The 20,902-nt window shown below is 59.0% G+C and carries 18 protein-coding genes; 10 read left to right on the top strand and 8 right to left on the bottom strand.

Annotation, left to right across the window (positions count from 1 at the left end; genetic code table 11):
* Positions 1–68: 68 nt before the first annotated feature.
* The 3 genes from argR (at position 69) to yhcN (C9411_RS05590) (ending at position 1,590) form a co-directional block, all read left to right on the top strand.
* Positions 69–539, top strand: a complete 471-nt coding sequence (gene argR, locus C9411_RS05600) for a transcriptional regulator ArgR (RefSeq protein WP_004933572.1) — start codon at positions 69–71, stop codon at positions 537–539.
* 403 nt (positions 540–942) lie between these two features.
* On the top strand, positions 943–1,206 hold the full coding sequence (yhcN, locus tag C9411_RS05595; protein WP_063991659.1) for a peroxide/acid stress response protein YhcN: 264 nt from the start codon (positions 943–945) through the stop codon (positions 1,204–1,206).
* Positions 1,207–1,326: 120 nt separating this feature from the next.
* Positions 1,327–1,590 (top strand): peroxide/acid stress response protein YhcN, encoded by a 264-nt coding sequence (gene yhcN, locus C9411_RS05590; RefSeq protein WP_107226636.1) that lies wholly within the window; start codon positions 1,327–1,329, stop codon positions 1,588–1,590.
* 188 nt (positions 1,591–1,778) lie between these two features.
* Here the strand turns inward: yhcN (C9411_RS05590) and mpl are convergent, their stop codons facing one another.
* The gene (mpl, locus tag C9411_RS05585; RefSeq protein ID WP_033636810.1) at positions 1,779–3,158 is read right to left on the bottom strand and encodes a UDP-N-acetylmuramate:L-alanyl-gamma-D-glutamyl-meso-diaminopimelate ligase; all 1,380 of its coding nucleotides are present in this window, start codon (positions 3,156–3,158) and stop codon (positions 1,779–1,781) included.
* A gap of 169 nt (positions 3,159–3,327) precedes the next feature.
* Here mpl and fbp point away from each other — a divergent pair, with 169 nt between their 5' ends.
* Positions 3,328–4,332 carry a class 1 fructose-bisphosphatase gene (fbp, locus tag C9411_RS05580; RefSeq protein ID WP_107226635.1) on the top strand — a complete coding sequence of 335 codons (1,005 nt, stop codon included), beginning with the start codon at positions 3,328–3,330 and terminating at the stop codon, positions 4,330–4,332.
* Between the two features lie 45 nt (positions 4,333–4,377).
* Here the strand turns inward: fbp and C9411_RS05575 are convergent, their stop codons facing one another.
* Complete coding sequence (locus tag C9411_RS05575) at positions 4,378–5,931, bottom strand: methyl-accepting chemotaxis protein (protein WP_063991614.1); 1,554 nt, start codon at positions 5,929–5,931, stop codon at positions 4,378–4,380.
* Positions 5,932–6,191: 260 nt separating this feature from the next.
* Between C9411_RS05575 and ppa the strand changes: the two genes are divergently transcribed.
* A complete protein-coding gene (gene ppa, locus C9411_RS05570; RefSeq protein ID WP_004933594.1) occupies positions 6,192–6,722 on the top strand; it encodes an inorganic diphosphatase in 531 nt (176 codons plus the stop codon).
* 53 nt (positions 6,723–6,775) lie between these two features.
* Here the strand turns inward: ppa and C9411_RS05565 are convergent, their stop codons facing one another.
* From C9411_RS05565 to C9411_RS05555, 3 genes are read right to left on the bottom strand one after another with little or no spacing between them, the layout of a single operon-like run.
* Positions 6,776–7,123: a gamma-glutamylcyclotransferase gene (locus C9411_RS05565; RefSeq protein ID WP_025159589.1), complete on the bottom strand. Its 348-nt coding sequence runs from the start codon at positions 7,121–7,123 to the stop codon at positions 6,776–6,778.
* A 2-nt stretch (positions 7,124–7,125) separates the two neighbouring features.
* Entirely contained in the window at positions 7,126–10,944 is a 3,819-nt protein-coding gene (locus C9411_RS05560; RefSeq protein ID WP_063991615.1) for a translocation/assembly module TamB domain-containing protein, read from the bottom strand.
* Positions 10,941–12,659 carry an autotransporter assembly complex family protein gene (locus C9411_RS05555; RefSeq protein WP_208523685.1) on the bottom strand — a complete coding sequence of 573 codons (1,719 nt, stop codon included), beginning with the start codon at positions 12,657–12,659 and terminating at the stop codon, positions 10,941–10,943. Before C9411_RS05555 ends, C9411_RS05560 begins: the two co-directional genes overlap by 4 nt.
* A gap of 304 nt (positions 12,660–12,963) precedes the next feature.
* On the opposite strand from C9411_RS05555, the gene msrA reads away from it, so the two are divergent.
* Entirely contained in the window at positions 12,964–13,605 is a 642-nt protein-coding gene (msrA, locus tag C9411_RS05550) for a peptide-methionine (S)-S-oxide reductase MsrA (RefSeq protein ID WP_043139288.1), read from the top strand.
* Positions 13,606–13,785: 180 nt separating this feature from the next.
* Positions 13,786–15,117: a hemolysin family protein gene (locus C9411_RS05545; RefSeq protein ID WP_049270169.1), complete on the top strand. Its 1,332-nt coding sequence runs from the start codon at positions 13,786–13,788 to the stop codon at positions 15,115–15,117.
* A 67-nt stretch (positions 15,118–15,184) separates the two neighbouring features.
* On the opposite strand, the gene C9411_RS05540 is transcribed toward C9411_RS05545, so the two are convergent.
* Positions 15,185–15,391, bottom strand: a complete 207-nt coding sequence (locus C9411_RS05540; protein WP_004933604.1) for a DUF1107 domain-containing protein — start codon at positions 15,389–15,391, stop codon at positions 15,185–15,187.
* 330 nt (positions 15,392–15,721) lie between these two features.
* Between C9411_RS05540 and C9411_RS05535 the strand changes: the two genes are divergently transcribed.
* Positions 15,722–16,279 carry a YtfJ family protein gene (locus C9411_RS05535; RefSeq protein ID WP_025159587.1) on the top strand — a complete coding sequence of 186 codons (558 nt, stop codon included), beginning with the start codon at positions 15,722–15,724 and terminating at the stop codon, positions 16,277–16,279.
* A 1-nt stretch (position 16,280) separates the two neighbouring features.
* On the opposite strand, the gene cysQ is transcribed toward C9411_RS05535, so the two are convergent.
* Positions 16,281–17,021 (bottom strand): 3'(2'),5'-bisphosphate nucleotidase CysQ, encoded by a 741-nt coding sequence (cysQ, locus tag C9411_RS05530; protein ID WP_063991660.1) that lies wholly within the window; start codon positions 17,019–17,021, stop codon positions 16,281–16,283.
* Between the two features lie 255 nt (positions 17,022–17,276).
* On the opposite strand from cysQ, the gene C9411_RS05525 reads away from it, so the two are divergent.
* Together C9411_RS05525 and ytfE are read left to right on the top strand one after the other, a co-directional pair.
* The gene (locus C9411_RS05525; protein ID WP_107226633.1) at positions 17,277–19,229 is read left to right on the top strand and encodes a bifunctional 2',3'-cyclic-nucleotide 2'-phosphodiesterase/3'-nucleotidase; all 1,953 of its coding nucleotides are present in this window, start codon (positions 17,277–17,279) and stop codon (positions 19,227–19,229) included.
* Between the two features lie 113 nt (positions 19,230–19,342).
* Entirely contained in the window at positions 19,343–20,008 is a 666-nt protein-coding gene (gene ytfE, locus C9411_RS05520) for an iron-sulfur cluster repair protein YtfE (protein ID WP_107226632.1), read from the top strand.
* Positions 20,009–20,051: 43 nt separating this feature from the next.
* Here the strand turns inward: ytfE and fklB are convergent, their stop codons facing one another.
* Positions 20,052–20,672: an FKBP-type peptidyl-prolyl cis-trans isomerase gene (gene fklB / locus C9411_RS05515; protein WP_004933618.1), complete on the bottom strand. Its 621-nt coding sequence runs from the start codon at positions 20,670–20,672 to the stop codon at positions 20,052–20,054.
* Positions 20,673–20,902: the final 230 nt, after the last annotated feature.

Genomic DNA, 20,902 nt, shown 5'->3' with positions numbered 1-20,902 from the left:
CTTTGTTGCATAAAAATTCATCTATATGCATAATCATGACTTCCACTATCAACATTCCACGGTGCAAAATGCGTAATCCCGCAAAACAGGAAGATCTGATCAAGACGTTCAAAGCGTTATTGAAAGAAGAAAAATTCAGTTCTCAAGGCGAGATCGTTTTGGCGCTGCAAGAAGAAGGCTTCGAAAACATTAACCAATCCAAAGTATCGCGCATGCTGACCAAGTTCGGCGCGGTACGTACGCGCAATGCCAAAATGGAAATGGTGTATTGCCTTCCTGCCGAACTCGGCGTGCCGACCACTACCAGCCCATTGAAGAATCTGGTGCTGGACGTCGACCATAACGACGCCGTCGTGGTGATCCACACCAGCCCAGGCGCCGCACAGCTGATCGCCCGCCTGCTCGACTCATTGGGTAAATCCCAGGGCATCCTCGGCACGATTGCCGGCGACGATACGATTTTCGTCACCCCGTCCAACGGCTTTACCGCTCAGAAACTGCATGAAGCTATTCTGGGCGTATTCGAGCAAGAGCTGTGAAACCTGGCGCTAACAAAGTACGGCTGTAGCCCGCACTTTGTTAGCGCTTCTTTAACCTTCGCCTTACCTTTCCTACCCGCCACCGCGTTTAACACTGCTTTTTTATCCCTCAGCAACACATTTCCATGACATCTCCATGTAACCAGCAGTACCCACTGTGATCTTCCGCACTTTTGGTCAAAAGCACTTACCTCATTGAAATTACATAAATTTAACATCAAAAGATCGTTTTATGAGCGTTTTTTATTCCTTGTGGTTATAAAAAATAAGGATCATGAGGTTAAAGTTTCACTAGCAACTGTTAGCGAACTATTAATTTTTCACGTTACTAGCTGTATACTCATTTCCGTGAACTGAATCACAGTTCGTTGGAACTGATAAAAGAATACGATGAGGTGAGATGATGAAAATTAAAACTACCGTTGCAACCCTGAGCGTTCTGTCCATGCTTTCATTTGGCGCATTCGCAGCACAATCTGTTGACGCAACTCAGGCCGCAAAACTGCAGCCGGCCGGTGTGATCACCGTGAGCGGCGTCGCCGCTGCGCCTTCTGACATTCGTCAGGCGCTGTCCGACAAAGCTGACGCCAAAGGGGCGACCGCTTACCGCGTGATCGAAGCCCGCAATGAAGGCAACTTCCACGCAACCGCTGAAATCTACAAATAAGTACCGGCATTACCCGGCAACGGGCAATACATCTCTGGAATCAAACGCTGTCGTAACGGCCTTCAAGAATAAAAATCGCTGCCAAGCCCTTCCAGGCTGTTATGGCCAAGGATCGCTACCATGAACATGAAAACTACTCTTGCTGCATTCGGCCTGCTGTCTGTCATCGCCTTCGGCGCGCCTGCCGCCCAGCTGGTGACTAACGATCAGACCGCCAACCTGCAATCTATCGGCACCATTACCGTCAGCGGCATCGACGGCGCGCCGACCGACATTCGCCAGGCGTTGTCGGAGAAAGCCGACGCTAAAGGCGCGACCGCCTACCGCGTGATCGAAGCGCGTAACGAAGGCAACTACCACGCCACCGCCGAGATTTACAAATAACAACTCTGGGAACGGCTTTGCAGAGCTGATTACCCTCGTCACTGCCACTGCCGAGTTCTGACGCAAACGCCGATTTCCCAGAGACCCTCTCGTCGTCCTATCCGACGAACCCCGTTGCCCTCGCTCGCGAGGGCTTTTTTATGGGCGTAAAAAAGGCCGCGAACGCGGCCCTTGATGTGGTTGAGCGATCAGTAGGTGACTTTCGGTTCCTGCTTTTTCGCCAGCGCGTCCAGCAGACGATCGTGAATACCGCCGAAACCGCCGTTGCTCATCACCAGAATGTGATCGCCCGGCTGTGCGGTTTTCACCACCATGTCCACCAGTGTGTCGAGATCCGCGCTCCAGTGCGCCGGCTGCACGCAGGCATCCGCCACTTCCGCCACCTGCCACGGAATGTGGTGCGGCTGGAACAGGAACACTTCGTCGGCGCGGCCGAGCGAAGGCGCCAGATCGTTTTTGCTGATGCCCATTTTCATGGTGTTGGAGCGCGGTTCCAGCACCGCCAGAATGCGCGCCGTGCCGCCGACCTTGCCGCGCAGCGCGGCCAGGGTAGCGAGGATCGCCGTCGGGTGGTGCGCGAAGTCGTCGTAAACCGTGACGCCGTTGGCTTCGCCACGCAGCTCCAGGCGGCGGCGGGCATTGATGAAATCGCCCAACGCGCGGCAGGCATCCGCCGGCTGCACGCCAACATGACGGGTGGCGGCGATGGCCATCAGGCCGTTATGCATGTTGTGCTCGCCCACCAGCGCCCAGTTCACTTCACCGACCTGTTCGCCGTCGAGGAACACCGCGTAATGACTGGCGTCCGGCGTCAGCTTCTGCGCGCGCCAGGTACCCTCTTCCCCCACCAGCTCCTGCTCGCTCCAGCAGCCCATCGCCATCACCTGCTTCAGGTGGCTGTCGTTGTCCGGCAGGATGATCTTGCCTTTGCCCGGCACCAGGCGCACCAGGTGGTGGAACTGTTTCTGGATGGCTTTCAGATCGTCGAAGATATCGGCGTGGTCGAACTCCAGGTTGTTCATGATCAGCGTGCGCGGGCTGTAGTGCACGAACTTGGAACGCTTGTCGAAGAACGCGCAGTCATACTCGTCGGCCTCGATCACGAAGAACGGGCTGCCGCCGAGGCGGGCCGAAACGTCGAAGTTGCCCGGCACGCCGCCGATGACGAAGCCGGGCTGGTAACCGCAGGCCTCGAGGATCCAGGTCGCCATGCCGGCGGTGGTGGTTTTGCCGTGGGTGCCGGCGACCGCCAGTACCCAGCGATCGCGCAACACGGCGTCGTGCAGCCACTGCGGGCCGGAAACGTAAGGGATACCACGCTCCAGCACCGCCTCCACGCACGGGTTACCGCGCGTCATGGCATTGCCGATGATCACCAGATCCGGTGCCGGATCCAGCTGGGCTGGATCATAACCCTGAATAAGATCGATCCCCTGGTTCTCCAGCAGCGTGCTCATCGGCGGATAGACGTTGGCGTCCGAACCGGTGACGTCATGCCCCAGTGAACGCGCCAGCATCGCCAGCCCGCCCATAAAGGTGCCACAGATCCCAAGAATGTGAATGCGCATAGGTTTCTCATGTGAGTGCATCGAATGTCGGCATATTCTAACGCTCAGAATCGTCCAGAAGAAATGGATTTGCCTATGAATAGCGCGCATCTTTGGGCTACACTGCACGCGAAAACGTTGGCGGTTTGTTAACAGGCCGCTATCCATCCGTAGATTCAGGGATTGTGTCATGAAAACGTTAGGCGAATTTATCGTCGAGAAACAGCACGACTTCTCTCACGCCACCGGCGAGCTGACCGCGTTACTTTCTGCAATTAAACTGGGCGCCAAAATCATCCACCGCGACATCAACAAGGCCGGCCTGGTTGATATTCTGGGAACCAGCGGGGTGTCCAACGTACAGGGCGAAGTTCAGATGAAACTGGACCTGTACGCGAACGAAAAACTGAAAGCGGCGTTGAAAGCGCGTGGTGAAGTTGCGGGTATCGCTTCCGAAGAAGAAGATGAAATCGTGATATTCGACGGCGAGCGAGCTGAAAATGCCAAGTATGTCGTTTTGATGGATCCGTTGGACGGTTCGTCCAACATCGATGTCAACGTCTCGGTCGGTACGATTTTCTCTATCTACCGTCGCATCACGCCGGTCGGCACGCCGGTGACCGAAGAAGACTTCCTGCAGCCGGGCAGCGCCCAGGTCGCAGCGGGTTATGTGGTTTACGGTTCGTCCACCATGCTGGTGTACACCACCGGTTACGGCGTCCACGCCTTTACTTACGACCCGTCTCTGGGCGTATTCTGCCTCTCCCACGAGAAAGTGCGCTTCCCGGCGAGCGGCAACATGTATTCCATCAACGAAGGCAACTACATCAAGTTCCCTCTCGGCGTGAAGAAATACATCAAATACTGCCAGGAGCAGGATGAAGTGACGCAGCGCCCTTACACCTCGCGCTACATCGGTTCCCTGGTGGCGGACTTCCACCGCAACCTGCTGAAAGGCGGCATCTACATCTACCCAAGCACCGCCAGCCACCCGCAAGGCAAGCTACGCCTGCTGTACGAATGCAACCCGATGGCGTTCCTGGCCGAACAGGCCGGCGGTAAGGCCAGCGACGGCAAAAACCGCATTCTGGACATCACGCCGGTGAAACTGCACCAGCGCGCACCATTCTTCGTCGGCACCAAGTCGATGGTAGAAGACGCGGAACGCTTCATCGCCGAAAACCCGGACGAGTAACGCATTTCTGGCAAGGGTTCGGCGCCGCGCCGAACCCTTATCGCCTTACAGCTTGAACGCCGCCATGCTCTGCGCCAGCAGCTGAGCCTGATCTTCCAGCGAGCGCGTCGCCGCCGCCGACTCTTCCACCAGCGCCGCATTCTGCTGCGCCACCTGATCCATCTGCGCCACCGCCAGGTTCACCTGTTCGATACCGCTGCTTTGTTCGCGCGTCGCTGCCGAGATCTCACGCATCAACGCCGTCACCCGGCCTACTTCGCCGGTAATGCCGCTCATGGTCTGCGCCGCCGATTCCACCATCTGCTCGCCTTCCTGCACCCGGTTTTGCGACGCTTCGATCAACCCTTTGATCTCTTTCGCCGACTGGGCGCTGCGCTGCGCCAGGCTGCGCACTTCGCCAGCCACCACCGCGAAACCGCGGCCCTGTTCGCCGGCCCGCGCCGCTTCTACCGCCGCGTTCAGCGCCAGGATATTGGTTTGGAAGGCGATGCCGTCCATCACGCTGATGATGTCGGCGATGCGGCGCGAACTGTCGGTGATCGCCTGCATCTTGCTCATCACCTGGCTGACCACGTCGCTGCCCTGGTTGGCGATATCAGACACGCTCAGCGCCAGCTGATTGGCCTGCTCGCAGTTCTCGGCGTTCATTTTCACCGTCGAAGTCAGCTGTTCCATGCTGGCGGCGGTTTCTTCCAGCGAAGCGGCCGATTCTTCGGTGCGCTGCGCCAGATGCAGGTTGCCGGCCGCCAGTTCGCGTGAACCGGTGTCGATCTGGCTGCTGGCGTCGCGCACTTTGCTGACCGAACTGGCCAGCGCCTGCTGCATGCGCTGCATCGCTCGCACCAGGCGGCCCATCTCGGTATCGCCCTCGCCGCGGATCTCATGGGTCAGATCGCCGCCGGCGATGTGTTCCAGCTGCGCGATGGATTCGTCCAGCGGACGCAGAATGATCACCCGCAGCGCGAACCAGGCCAGCACCGCCAGCAGCACGCTGAGCAGGCCCGCCACCACGATCAACGAGATCTTGGTGTTGGCGTTGCTTTCCGCGTCATACACCTGCTGCGCGCCGAGCTTCATGGCAAAGCTGCGGAAATCGCTGAGATCCTTTTCAAACGCGATGCTCAACGCGGAGATGCGCGTCTCCTGAATGTGATAATACTCATCAATCTTGCCGGCTTTGATGGCGGCGGCCATCGGCTTCACGCCCTGCTCCAGATAGGCGTGATAGCTGTTTTGCAGACGATTGGAGAGTTCGCGGCCGCGATCGGTCACGGTGCCGACGCCGACAAAGCGCGCCATTTCCTTGTTCGACTGTTCGAGGTAACCGTAGATGCGGCCCACGGTGGCATCGGACACATCGGTCTGGCCTATCTCCCGTTGGCGCACCGCCAGCGAGGCGGCGGTTCGGGCGCGCAGCGTCAGATTGGAGCTGTTGGCCAGCGAGCCCAGCTCTTCGCCGAGGATCTGGTTCAAGGTATGGATCGAGCGCGATCCTTCGTTAATCGCGTTGACGCCAATAACGCTGACCATGATCAGCAGCATGGTCATCAGGCTCAGCAGGGCGATCAGCCCAGCCTTCACCGTAATCTTTTTTAGCATGAGTTCTTCCCGGCTTCAGAATAGTGAGATCAGACGTAGTAGGGGTGGCAAAACGCGGAGCCAGCTTTGCTGGCTCATTATTGTTTGTTGAAGTTATCGGCAGGCGGAGGCAAAACTTCATGCCGCGGCGGGATTAATCTGGAAATTCTCCGTGCGCCGGCACGCTGGGTTTTCAACGATGAAAAGGGCAGGAAATCGCAAAAGAGTCCGCTATAATAGCCGCCACTCCATTTCTGGTTTGATGATTAAAGGAAACCGACATGAGCTTGAATCTGGTCCCTGCTGGCAAAGACCTGCCGGAAGACATCTACGTAGTAATCGAAATCCCGGCCAACGCCGATCCAATCAAATACGAAATCGACAAAGAAACCGGCGCGCTGTTCGTTGACCGTTTCATGTCCACCGCGATGTTCTACCCGTGCAACTACGGCTACATCAACCACACCCTGTCTCTGGACGGCGACCCGGTTGACGTGCTGGTTCCAACCCCATACCCGCTGCAGCCGGGCTCCGTGATCCGCTGCCGTCCGGTTGGCGTGCTGAAAATGACCGACGAAGCCGGTGAAGACGCCAAGCTGGTTGCGGTACCGCACAGCAAGCTGACCAAAGAGTACGATCACGTGAAAGACGTGAACGACCTGCCGGAACTGCTGAAAGCCCAGATCGCTCACTTCTTCGAGCACTACAAAGATCTGGAAAAAGGCAAATGGGTGAAAGTGGAAGGCTGGGCAGACGCTGCCGCGGCTAAAGCGGAAATCATCGCCTCCTTCGAACGCGCCGCCAAGAAGTAATTTCGCCGCCGTCCGATGAAAAAACACCGCTCATTGAGCGGTGTTTTTTTTTCTTACTGTTCTTCGAGGCGTTTCAGCCAGTCACCGCTGGTAATTCGCGGGTAACCATCCACGCTGTGTTTATACAGGTAGATCCACGCACTCCCATAAGGCGTCTGAATCAGCTCGCGCTTATAGTCCTTGGTGTTGCTTTTCAGTTCGTCCAGCTCTGCCAGAATCGATGAGTTAATACGATACACCTCGCAATGTATCGTGCCCTCTCCAGGGATCGCCGCCGGGTAATGGCCCAGATTATAAATCTGGTAGCCTTCGAGCTCGTGCTCGCCGAGCCATTGGGCGTTGGTCATCCAATGGCTGTTTCCCTGTTTGCGCCGTAAACTGCCGTAGACAATTATTCGCATCGCTAAAACTCAAACTGATAGAGCAAATCTAATGCCTGGTCGAGACCAGACACCGCTTCAAGATACAACTTAGGCATCAGGCGATAACGCAACGTCAGCGTGGCCAGCGAGTCGAAAATGCCCACCCCATATTTTACTTGTAAGCCTGGGAGGACATAGCCGCTCACGACAACCTGGGAATTGTCGCCAACCCCTTGGGTGTCCAGAGCCAAATTACTCACGCCGAATGCCTCGCCGATTTTACCCACAAGTTGACCACTTTGTGCAACCCCCATGCCGATTAACATCGACGTCATGGCGTTGCCGTCGGCGCCGGAGCTGCTCAAGCCCTGACCGCGCAGCAGATAAGACAAGGCTTCCTGCTGCGATTTGGCCGGATCGGAGAACACTTCCAGCTTCGGTGCATCCGCCAGGCCGGTCACGCGCACGCCGGCGGTCACATCATCCTCGGTAGATTCCGGGTTGCGGATCGCTTCGATATTGAGCAGCGGCTGATCCGGCGGGCCGGAGAACATCAGTTGCCCTTTACGCACGATCAAATCCTGACCATAAGCATGGAAGCGACCGGAAGGGATGTCAATCTGGCCATTGAGGCCCAACCCTTTCTTGTCCTGCACCACTTTCAAATCGCCCTTCAGCCGGGCTTTCAAGCCGAAGGCATCCAGCCGCACGTCGTTACCGACGTGGATCATCAGGTTGCTGTTGATCGGGATCGAGGCGGTCTTCGGTTGAATCGGCTTGAGTTGGTCGTCCAGCATCACCTCATCGGAAGAAACGCCCACCGCGCTTTCCGGCAGCTCCTGCACCGTGATGCGCGCCCAGGGAATGTCGACCTTGCCGTTGAGCGAGAACAGCTGCGGCGTGGCTTCAAACACCAGATCCGGCGACACATCGATGCGGATCATCGGCGGCACCGTCACCCGCAGCTTGTCGCCTTTGGCGGCAATCCGCGCACGCCAGGCGTTGATGTCACGCCAGTCGGCGTCGCCCGCCAAATTCAGCTGGCCGCGCGTGGTGCTGAGCAACCCTTCCAGCGTCGAGGTCATGCCGTTGAAATTTACCGCCAGCCGCGCGTCGGTCATGTCGAACGGCATCCAGTGCCCCTGCACCTTCGCCCGATCCAACGCCAGGCGCCCGAACACCAGCGGCTTCTGCGCGCTGCCGCCCAGGCGCAGGTTGGCATTCAGCATGCCCGCCGCGCTTTCGCCCTTCATCAGCGCCGGGTTGATCAGCGCCAGCGAGATATTGGTGATATTGACGTTGCCGCTAATGGTGCGCCGCACCTGCGGATCCGCCACCTGGATATTGCCGTCGAACTGGCCGTTGTTGGTCAGCTTGATCCGCCAGTCGGCCTGCGCGCGGCCGTTGTTCAGGCCGGCGTTGAGGGTCAGCGTATCGAAGGCGATCGGCAGCGCGTTGCCCTGCACCTGCTGCACCACCTTGACGCCGTTGCCGGCCAGCGTGACTTTCGCCTCCGGCAGCGCGCCGCCCGGCTTCCAGCTGACGTCGGCCCGGCCGGTGAACACGCCGCTCAGAGCGGTTTCCGGGCCGAGGAACGGCTTGATCATCGCCAGGTCGAACCGGTTGAGCACCACGCTGGCCTGGCCGCTCTGGCCGGCTTCAATGGTCTTAGGCACACACAGCTCGGCGTTCGGGTTCTGCCAACAGTGCGGCCCGACGCTGATTTTCTGCTCGGTGTTCAGGTAGTCCAGCGCGATGGCGCGCGTCAGGCGCCATTCCCCGACCGGCGTATCGAAGCGGGTGTTGTTCAGATTGCCGCGCCAACGCTGCTGCTGACGATCGAAACTGCCCTGCAACGCTAACTGGCCGGAGACCGGCTTGCCGTCAATCTTCAGCTGCAGCTGGTGCTGCTTCTCGCTGCCTTTGGCGTCGAGGGTCAGCAAGCTGACCTCCAGCGCGTCCTGCTTCAGCTGTTCGACGCGTACCGCCAACTGCCCCTGGATCTGATCCGTGGAGCGCACGTCGCCGTCTATTTTCACGCGGTTAATGCGCAGCGCCTGCCACTGCAAGCCGGAAGCGGTCAAATCCGCCAGCAGTTGCGGCGCCTGCAGATTGCCGCGCAGCTTCAGCAGCCCTTTGGCGGTGCCGCCCAGGCCCGGCAGCGCGCCGTCCAGACGCGGCGCGTCGATGTTGGCGTCCAGGTTCCAGCTCTTCTCGTCCAATTGCCCTTTGACGTTCAGTTGGTTACGCCCCAGCGCCAGATCGATGCCGGGGATTTTCCACTGCCCGGCGGCGTTACCGCTCAGCGTACCGCGCGCCGTGACCTTGTTCTGCTTCACGTTGCCGTCCAGCTGCAGCACCGGCACCTGCAGCTGCCAGCTGCCGCCGTGCAAACTGCCGCGCGTGGTGATCTTGCCGTCGAGTTTCGCCGGCCATTCCGGCCACTGCTTGGCGGTATTGATGCCGCTCAGCGTCAATTGCGAGGTCCAGCTGATGGCTTTGCTCCAGTCCACCAGCGCGGTGAGATCGGTATTGCCCTGCAGCGCCGCCAGCCGCAGTCGCTCCAGCTTGAACTGCTCGACGTTGCCTTTGCCATCCAGCGTCAGCACCGCCGGCGGCAGATCCTGGCCTTTCAGATTGGCACGCGTCGACAGCGCATAGTCGGTCGCCTTGCCGTTAAAGCGCAGGCGGAAATCGTTGACCTGGTACTGCGCCTCACCGCTCAGCGGCCATTTCAGCTGTTTGCTCTGCAGCGTCAGCGCCAGCGGCAGGCCGGCTTCGGCCAGCCGGGTTTGCACATCAAGCTGGGCGCCGACCGGGCCGGACAGGTTCAGCGCGACCTTCAGCTCGTCGCGCAGCCCGCCGCCGATGTTCAGCTTCACCTTCTCGCCCTTCAGCGGCTCAATGTTCAGCGCGCTATTGGCGGTCAGGGCCACCGGCCAGCCGCCGGTCAGGGTCGCCTGCCCCTGCACCGACAGCGTGCCCTGCGGCGACTTCACGTCGAAGTTGTCCAGCTGGATATGTTGATCCTGCGTGCTGGCCTGCAACAACAGGCTCGTGATCAGCACGTCGGTATCGCCGGTCAAGCGCAGCTGCTCGCCGCGGATCTCTTTCACGGTGATATCCAGCGGCAGCCGAATGTCCGGCAGATCCGGTAACAGCGGTTTGGCAAACAGCTCCTTCAGCGTTTCGCCCAGCGGCTTCTCTTCCGGCTGCGGTGCCGGCTTCGCCGCGTCGGTAACCTGTTCGCCGACCTTTTTCGCCACCTCGGCCGCCGGCTGCATCGCTTCCGGCAACGGGTTTTGCGGCGTTTTCGGCAATGCGATCAGCAGCGAGCCGATCTTGGTCGGCATCAGCGTCAGCGCGCGCTCTTGCCACTGCGCGCCGGTGCGGAACTCTGCCAGCGAGATGGCGGTGTCGTCGACGGTGACCTTGACGTTGTTCAGCGCCAACAGGCGCAGGGTGATCGGATAAGGGGTGCTGAGATTGGTGGTCGGCTCACTGCTCTCCTCCACCGGCGCGGAGGGCGCCATCTCTTTGGTGTTCACCGCCACGTCCACATCCTGGGCGGTCAAGGCGTTGACGCACAGCGAGCTGCGCTTAAAGCAGGACAGGTCAAGGGACAGATGGAACTGCCCGGCGTTGACCGTCACGCCCGGCATCTGATACTTCACGCCCTTAAGCGTCAAATCGCGCCAGCCGCCGCTGACGCCGGCGATCTCCAGCCCCGGCACCCAGCGCGCCGCGCCGTTGATGACCATATGCAAACCGGTGGTGGTACCCACCAGGAAGGCCAGACCGCCGATCAGCAACAGCAGAACGACCAGAAATCCGAGACAAATCTTTTTAACCAGGCTCATAGTTCAGGCCCCAAACCGATGTAGAACTGCATCCCGTGGGTGTCCTTGTCCCCCACGGGCGCGGCGATATCCAGCTTCACCGGCCCCACCGGCGACTGCCAGCGCACGCCTACGCCGGCGCCGGTCTTGAAGTTGCTCTTCTTGATATCGTTCACCGCTTCACCGGAGTCGACGAACATCGCCCCCCACCACTTGCCGGTCACGTTGTATTGGTACTCCAGCGATCCGGTCAGCATCTTGGAGGCGCCGGTCAGCTTGCCGTCGTCATCGCGCGGCGAAATGTCTTTGTACTTGTAGCCGCGAATGCTGCGGTCACCGCCGGCGAAGAAGCGCAGATCCGGCGGCACCTTGTCGAAGTCGTTGGTTTCGATCCAGCCCACCTGCCCGCGCGCCACGAAACGGTGCTTGTCGGCCAGGGTACGGATCCAGACGTTTTGCGCCTGCATCAGCGCGAAGTCCACGCCGGAACCCCAGGTGGTGTCGGACACGTCGATAGAGTAGCGCTGGCTGTCGCCCCAGGTCGGCATCAGGCCGCCGCGCGAGCGGGTGCGGTTGAAGCTGACGCCGGGGTACAGCAGCATGGTGGTGTTGCTGACGTTACCCTGGGTAAAGTTATCCCAGCGCCAGGTCAGGTTGATCGCCCGCTGCCAGCCGCTGGAAAGATCCCAGTTGCGCGAGGCCACAACTTTGGAGGTGACGGATTTAGTGTCGTTAAGATTGACGTTCTTGAGGCCGCCCTGCAGCAGGTAATACTGCTCCAGCGGGTTCTTCAGCAGCGGGATCTTGTAAGTCAGATCCAGCTGCTGCTCCGGCGCCGACACGCTGGCGCTGGTTTCCAGGCTATGCCCGCGATCGTTGAGCCAGGGCTTTTTCCAGGTGCCTTTCACCCGCGGGCCGACGTCGGTGGAGTAACCGATACCGGTTTCGACGGTGTTGCGCGTGCGCGGCGTCACCAGCGCGTCCAACGGCAAAATCTTGTTCTCTTTGGCATCGTTGAAATCAGGGGACACCACCACCGAGTTGAACCAGTTGGTGGCGGACAAACGGCGGTTCAGCTCGGCCAAATCCTCCGAACTGTAGTAATCCCCCTGATGAAAGGGCACCAGATTTTGCAGATAGTCTTCGCGGATTTGCGAACCGGTGAATTTCACCTTGCCGAAGCGGTAACGTTCGCCGCTGTTGAAATCGATATCCCAAAATGCCTTGTGCAAATCTTCGGCCACGCCGAGCTGGCTTTTGGTCATGTCGGCATCGAAATAGCCTTTGCGCAGCGCCAGGCCGGTGAGCGAGCCTTTGAAACTGTCATACTTGCCGTGGTTAAGGATCTCGCCGATGGTCGGCCGGTCCTTCTTTACCAGCGCCAGGTAGTCCTCATCGGTCTTCGCGCCGCCTTCCAGCACGATGTTGGCGCCGGCGATACGCACCGGTTCGCCCGGATTGACCTTGGCATGCAGCACCGGGCGCGACATCCCCGGCCGATCGTCCAGCGTAAATTCGATGGTCGGCTGGTAATAACCGAGCGCGCGCAGCCCCTGGCGCACCGCCTCATCCACCCGTGCGCGGAAGCGACCGTCGGTGCCGACCTCTTCAGGCGTGATCGACGACAGGCGCACCCGAACGTTTTTTTCCAACTCTCCGCTTAACCCTTCCACCTGCAACCGCACGTTCGCCGCGTAGGCTGCAGGTGCCGCAAGCAACACAGCTATCAAGCACATGACCGGGTACTTTGGCACGTGTTCTCCTTATTGATTTTACTTTCCTGTTATGGTGTTCGCTCCGGGGCCAGGGCAGACTCCGCGCTATCATGACGGCAGCCCTCTTCAGCCTTGTTCCGGACGCCGCCCGCCGCGCTTTGCCACCGCCGCGCAACAGGCGAATTCTTCACTTTTGGCGCTCAAAATACTGCGTTAAGCTTATACAAAATCCAACTTGCCACTTATTGTGGGCAAAGACGCGGTGAGATACAACCGAACCGCCGCCATGTAGGGTCAATTCTTACTGTGACAACAGGAGTCAACCGTGGTGCCATTTTTTGATAAATCACAAACCGTCGATAAGGCAAGCGCGCTGCCAGGCCGCACCACGCCAATGCCTGTCGCAACGCTCAACGTGGTCACCGAACACTCGATGACCCAGGTGCCGGCAGGCATGGAGGTGGCGATCTTCGCCATGGGCTGTTTCTGGGGCGTCGAGCGCCTGTTCTGGCAGCAGCCGGGCGTCTACAGCACCGCCGCCGGCTACAGCGGCGGCTATACGCCGAACCCGACCTACCGCGAAGTGTGCAGCGGCCAGACCGGCCATGCCGAAGTGGTGCGCGTGGTGTTCGATCCGCAGGTCGTCAGCTACAAACAGCTGCTGCAGGTGTTCTGGGAAAATCACGATCCGGCGCAGGGCATGCGCCAGGGCGGCGACGTCGGCACCCAGTACCGCTCGGCGATTTATACGCTGAGCCCGGAGCAGCAGGCCGAGGCGGAGAGCAGCCTGCAGCGCTTTCAGCAGGCGATGGACGCGGCGGGCGACAAGCGCGTCATCACCACCGAGATCGCACCGGCGCTGCCGTTCTATTACGCGGAGGACGATCATCAGCAGTACCTGTTCAAGAATCCGGAAGGCTACTGCGGGCTGGGCGGCATCGGCGTTTGCCTGCCGCCGCAGGGCTGATCCGATGCCGGCCGGCGGCACTTTTTTAACCGCTGGCGGCCCCTGTGGGGCAACTGCTATACTATGCGGGCCGCTTCTGCGGCCCGATAGCTTCCCTTCTGGTTGTTATCGCTGCTTTTTTTACTATGTACTACCCTTCCTCAAGAGCGCCGGCATCCCGTCGGCACGTATGGATAGATTATGTTAAACAGTATTTTACTGATTCTTTTTCTGATCGCGGTGAGTGCGTTTTTCTCACTGTCGGAAATCTCTCTGGCCGCCTCGCGCAAGATCAAACTGAAGCTGATGGCGGACGAAGGCAACATCAACGCCGCCAGAGTGCTTAAACTGCAAGAAACCCCAGGTATCTTCTTCACCGTGGTGCAGATCGGCCTGAACGCCGTGGCCATCCTCGGCGGTATCGTCGGCGACGCGGCTTTTTCTCCCACTTTCAAGGTGTTGTTCGATCGTTTCCTGTCGCCCGAACTGGCGGAACAGGTCAGCTTCATCTGCTCCTTCGTGCTGGTGACCAGCCTGTTTATCCTGTTCGCCGATTTGACCCCGAAGCGCATCGGTATGATTGCACCAGAGACGGTCGCCGTCCGGATCATCAACCCGATGCGTTTCTCCATCATGATCTTCCGCCCGCTGGTGTGGTTCTTCAACGGCATGGCCAACCTGATCTTCCGCATGTTCAAGCTGCCGATGGTGCGTAAAGACGACATCACCTCCGACGACATCTACGCGGTGGTGGAAGCCGGCGCCCTGGCGGGCGTGCTGCGCAAGCAGGAGCACGAGCTGATTGAAAACGTGTTCGAACTGGAATCGCGCACCGTGCCGTCTTCGATGACCTCGCGCGAAAGCGTGGTGTACTTCGATTTGCGCGAAAGCGAAGAAAGCATCAAGGAGAAGGTCTCGACCCATCCGCACTCCAAGTTCCTGGTGTGCGACGGCCATATCGATCAGGTGGTCGGTTACGTCGATTCCAAAGACCTGCTGAACCGCGTGCTGGGCAACCAGAGTCTGGTGCTGAGCAGCGGCGTGCAGATCCGCTCGGCGCTGATCGTGCCGGATACGCTGACGCTGTCCGAAGCGCTGGAAAGCTTCAAGACCGCCGGCGAAGACTTCGCGGTGATCCTCAATGAATATGCGTTGGTGGTGGGCATCATCACCCTTAACGACGTGATGACCACGCTGATGGGGGATTTGGTCGGCCAGGGCCAGGAAGAGCAGATCGTGGCGCGCGACGAAAGCTCATGGCTGATTGAAGGCGGCACGCCGATCGACGACGTGATGCGCGTGCTGGATATCGACGAGTTCCCGCAGGCGGGCAACTACGAGACCATCGGCGGCTTTATGATGTATATGCTGCGCAAGATCCCGAAACGCACCGACTTCGTCAAATACGCCGGCTACAAGTTCGAAGTGGTGGATATCGACAGCTACAAGATAGACCAACTGCTGGTCACCCGCCTGAGCGACAAACCGGCGGCGGTGCTGCCGAAAGCGCCGGAAGACACCCCGGCGGCTTGACGGCAGCCGGCAAAAACATCAGCGGCCCCATCGGGGCCGCATTTTTTTTACCGCTGTCAGCGAGGTGTTACCCCATCTCGGTCTGCAACAGCAGCACCTGACGGTTCACTTCAGACATCACGCTGAAATGGCGCTTGTCACGAATCTTCGGCGGCAGGATTTTCCCCTCGTCGAATTCAAATGCGCCTACGTCCTTGATATACAGCCTTCCGCGAAACAGGGTCTTAACGTACTTTGCCACTTTCAAAGGGTTATAACGCTGGAAGATTCTCATTCTTTTACGCTCCTCCCGTTGATCCATGCGCTCAGCGAGCCGCCAAAAGTGGCAGCCTCGAAATTCAGAACGCAACTTGATTGCATGTAGTAGACCCAGTAAAGACCAGAACGTTCACTTCTGCCCGGATATCTACGCTGGATTTACACTTTTTGACAGAATTGTATATGATAATTTATAACGTTTTCAGGATATCCCTTCAAAATCTGATGATTAGCGAACCAAGGGAAAATCTGCGATCCGGTTAACAGGACAGACCTCTTATCACATCCTATGCTTTAGGCTGTCGAAGTGCTGTCGCACAAATTCCCCCCATTACAAGGAGAAAGCATGAAAACAAGTCGCATGCTGATGGTATCCCTGCTGCTCGCCCCGCTTTTCGCTTCCGCGCACAACTTCCAGCTCCAGCAGCGCGTGGCGCCGGTTGGCGTCAGCGACAAAGGAGAGCTCAATTACGCTGACGGTAATTTTAGCTACCAGAACTGGAACAGCGCGCAGCTCAGTGGAAAAGTGCGAGTGATACAACATATTGCCGGCCGCAGCTCCGCCAAAGACATGAACGACCCACTGATTGAAGCGATCAAGAAGGCGAAGCTACCACACGATCGTTACCAAACGACGACAATCGTCAACACCGACGATGCCCTGATGGGCACCGCGATGTTCGTGCGCAGCAGCATTGAAGACAGCAAGAAGGAGTTCCCGTGGTCGCAGTTTATCGTCGACAGCGACGGTAACGTGCGCAAGGCCTGGGATCTGCAGCCGAAAGGCTCCGCCATCGTGGTGCTGGATAAGCAAGGGCGCATTCAGTTTGCCAAAGACGGCGCGCTGACGCCGGAAGAGGTGCAGCAGGTGATGTCCAAGCTGCACCAGCTGTTGGCGAACTAACTCAGAACAGCGACACCCGGAAGCCGGGGTTGAGGAAGGATTCACGCGGGGTATAGAGCAACGGCTTGCCCTGCCAATCGTGAATTTGCGCCCCGGCGGCCACCGCCACCGCATGCCCTGCGGCGGTATCCCAAATGTTGGTCGGCCCGAAGCGCGGATAAAGCTGCGCCTTGCCTTCCGCCACCAGGCAGAACTTCAGCGAGGAGCCGACGGACACGGTCTGGTGCTCGCCCAGTTGCTGTAAATAATCTTTCAGCTCGTCGTCGATATGCGAGCGGCTCACCACCACCAGCGGCGGATGCGCGTTGCTGACGCCGATCGCCTGCCGCACGCCCTTCTCTTCTTTCCAGGCCTTGCCGCGCTCTGCCAGATACAACACGTCGATCGCCGGGGCATACACCACCCCCATCACCGCCTGCCCCTCTTCAATCAGGGCGATATTGACCGTGAACTCACCGTTGCGGTGCAAAAACTCTTTGGTGCCGTCCAGCGGATCGACCAGCCAGTAACGCGTCCAGTTGCGGCGCTCTTCCCACGCCGGCGGATCTTCTTCAGACAACAGCGGCACCTCCGGCGTCAGCGCCGCCAGGCCGCGCTTGATGATGTGATGCGCCGCCAGATCGGCCGCCGTCACCGGTGAGTCATCTTTTTTCTGTGCGACATCAAGCGGTTGTTCACCGTCGTACACCGCCATGATCGCCGCCCCCGCCTCGCGGGACAGTTGGCAAATTCGCTCTAACATCATGCACCTCAACTCTGCATCTCCGTGGGAAATTTCCCTCTGTCTCTGCTAGCAGACTAGTTTTTTTTACGCCGAATATCCATCTCAACCGGCTAACCCCCAGGAATTCCTCAGATCTTGTTGGGCACAACTGTGAACTTCCCCGCGTTACCTGCTACCGTTTTCTGCCACACTTCACAGTTTGCTGTGGCAAGCAGTGTTAATTACATTTCCCTCTGCGATAACACTCGAATAATGGAATGGAGAGAGCCCAAAATGATGAAGCATCCCCTGACGCTGTCCGCGCTTGCGCTACTGGTATGCGCCTCGGCGCAGGCGGCCACCGTCGACCTGCGCGTGCTGGAAACTACCGACCTGCACAGCAACATGATGGACTTCGATTACTACAAGGACACACCGACCGATAAGTTTGGTCTGGTACGCACCGCCAGCCTGATCCAGCAGGCGCGCCAACAGGTTACCAACGCGGTATTGGTGGACAATGGCGACATCATTCAGGGCAGCCCGCTCGGCGACTACATGGCGGCCAAGGGGCTGAAACCGGGCGACGTGCACCCGGTCTATAAGGCGATGAACACGCTGAACTACGTGGTCGGCAACATCGGCAACCATGAGTTCAACTACGGGTTGGACTACCTGAAGAACGCCATCACCGGCGCCAAATTCCCGTACATCAACGCCAACGTCGTCGACGCCAAAACGCAAAAACCGCTGTTCACGCCGTACATCATCGTCGATACGCCGGTGAAAGACCGCGACGGCAAGGCGCATACGCTGCGCATCGGCTACATCGGCTTCGTGCCGCCGCAGATCCTGGTGTGGGACAAGGCCAACCTGCAGGGCAAGGTGACGGTGGACGACATCACCGCCACCGCCAAACGCTACGTGCCGGAAATGCGTAAACAGGGCGCCGATCTGGTGGTGGCGATCCCGCATTCAGGCCTGTCCAGCGAGCCTTACAAGGCAATGGCGGAAAACTCGGTCTACTACCTCAGCCAGGTACCGGGCATCGACGCCATCATGTTCGGTCACGCTCATGCGGTGTTCCCGAGCAAGGACTTCGCCAATATCAAAGGCGCGGATATCGATAAAGGCCTGCTGAACGGCGTACCAGCGGTAATGCCGGGCCAATGGGGCGATCATCTCGGCGTGGTCGACCTGCAGCTCAACAACGATAGCGGTAGCTGGAAAGTGACCGCCGCCAAAGCGGAAGCACGGCCGATCTACGACAAAGAGAACAAGAAATCGCTGGCGGTGGAAGACGCCGCGCTGGTGAAAGTGTTGGCGGACGATCACAAGGGCACGCGCGAGTTCGTCAGCCAGCCGATCGGCAAATCAGACGGCAACATGTACAGCTACCTGGCGCTGGTGCAGGACGATCCGACGGTGCAGATCGTCAATAATGCGCAGAAGGCCTACGTTGAACATTACATTCAGGGCGATCCGGATCTGGCCGATCTGCCGGTGCTGTCGGCGGCGGCGCCGTTCAAGGTCGGCGGCCGCAAGAACGATCCGGCCAGCTTCGTCGAAGTGGAAAAGGGCCAGCTCACCTTCCGCAACGCCGCCGATCTCTATCTCTACCCCAATACCCTGGTAGTGGTGAAGGCCAGCGGCAAAGAGGTGAAAGAGTGGCTGGAGTGCTCCGCCGGCCAGTTCAACCAGATCGACGTCAACAGCGCCAAGCCGCAGGGTTTGATCAACTGGGACCGCTTCCGTACCTATAACTTCGACGTGATCGACGGCGTCAACTACCAGATCGACGTCAGCCAGCCGGCGCGCTACGACGGCGAATGCCAGTTGATCAACGATAAGGCGGAGCGCATCAAGCAGCTGACCTTCAATGGCAAGCCAATCGATCCGAACGCCACCTTCCTGGTTGCCACCAATAACTACCGCGCCTACGGCGGCAAGTTTGCCGGCACCGGCGACAAACACATCGCCTTCGCTTCGCCGGATGAGAACCGTTCGGTACTGGCGGCCTACATCAGCGCCGAAACCCAACGGCACGGCGCGGTACACCCGCAGGCGGACAACAACTGGCGTTTGGCGACCTTCAGCAGCAAGCAGCCGCTGGATATCCGCTTCGAGACCTCGCCGTCGGACAAAGCGACGGCGTTTATCAAGGAGCACGCTCAATATTCGATGACCGCCGAGGGCAATGACCGCATCGGTTTCGCGGTCTATCGCATCGATTTAAGCGCGAAATAATCACCCGGCCGGGGCAATTCCCCGGCCATCTTCGCTATTTTCCCACTGGCGCGCCCTTTAAATTGCATTTAAAATGCATGTTATAAAATTCCTTCGTTTAAAGAGGCACTACCATGGATTACCGCAACCAATCCCTTGGCGCGCTCGCTATCGCCATTCCCCGGGCATCCCGTCTGTTTCGCCAGCATCAGCTGGATTTCTGCTGCGGCGGCCGGCAATCGCTGGCACGCGCCGCCGAGCGCAAAGGGCTGGACATCGACCAGTTGGAGAACGCGCTGGCCGCTCTCGCCGCCACGCCGGAGCAAAGCCGGGACTGGCGCACGGCGCCGCTCGGTGAGGTGATCGATTACATTCTGCCGCGCTTTCATCAGCGGCACCGCGAGCAATTGGCCGAACTGGTGCTGATGGCGGAAAAAGTCGAACGTGTGCACGGTGACAAACCCACCTGCCCGCGCGGACTGGCGAAGCAGCTGAACCTGATCCGTCTGGATCTGGAGAATCACATGATGAAAGAGGAGCAGATCCTGTTCCCGCTGATCAAACAGGGCATGGGACCGCAGGCCGCCGGACCGATCTCGGTGATGGAGCATGAACATGACGAGGCGGGTGAACAGCTGGAGGTGGTGAAGTTCCTCACCGATAACGTCACGCCACCGGAGGGCGCCTGCACCACCTGGCGGGCACTGTACAACGGCATCGACGAGTTCATCGGCGATCTGATGGAGCACATCAGCCTGGAAAACAATCTGCTGTTCCCGCGCGCGCTGCGCGGCGCATAAAATAAGGGCGCCACGAAGGCGCCCGGAGCAATCCTCGGTGGGATTACAGAATTTCCAGCAGTTCGACGTCGAACACCAGCGCGCTGAACGGCGGGATGGACGCGCCTGCGCCACGCTCGCCGTAGGCCAAGTTGTGCGGGATATACAGCTGCCATTTGGAGCCGACCGGCATCAGGGTCAGCGCTTCGATCCAGCCTGGGATCACGCCGCTGACCGGGAATTCTGCCGGCTGACCGCGCTCGACCGAGCTGTCGAACACATCACCGTTGATCAGACGACCGGTGTAGTGCACACGCACGCGATCCTGACGGGACGGGATTGGGCCGTTGCCCTGCTCCAGCACGGAGAACTGCAGGCCGGACTCGGTCAACGTCACGTCGTCGCGCTTGGCGTTGTCATCCAGGAATTTCTGGCCTTCAACGGCCATCGCCTGCTGGCGCTCACGGCGCACCGCGTCCGCACGCTCGTGGATTTCACGCAGCGCACGGTGCACCACGTCTACCGGAACCGCCGGGGCATTCCCTTCCAGCGCGTCACGCAGGCCCGCCAGCAAAGCTTCCGGTTGCAAACCTTCCAGCCCGGACTCTTGCAGCTGCTGGCCGACCTGTAAACCAATCCCGTAACTTGCTTGCGCTTCAACGCTGTCAAAAGAAGGGGTTGTCATGGGGTTTTCCTTAAGTCTGTAAAAAGTCGAAAGCGCAGCATAACAGCGCGTCAATGCCGGGTAAAATCTTGTGTGGAGAATGATGACTTTTGTCGTAGAAAAAGAAACAATAACCTTCTGTTAACGCCCGCAGCCGCAAACCCCGGCCCTGCCGCTCAGCCGCCTTTCACTTCAATCAGTTAGCGGACTATACTGAAAGCAGGATATCGGGCAGGCGACGCGCTTGCCGC

Origin of the sequence: Serratia sp. Nf2, from assembly GCF_003028435.1 — a bacterium.
GTDB lineage: Bacteria > Pseudomonadota > Gammaproteobacteria > Enterobacterales > Enterobacteriaceae > Serratia > Serratia marcescens_L.
This window is presented reverse-complemented; position numbering and strand designations above follow the sequence as displayed.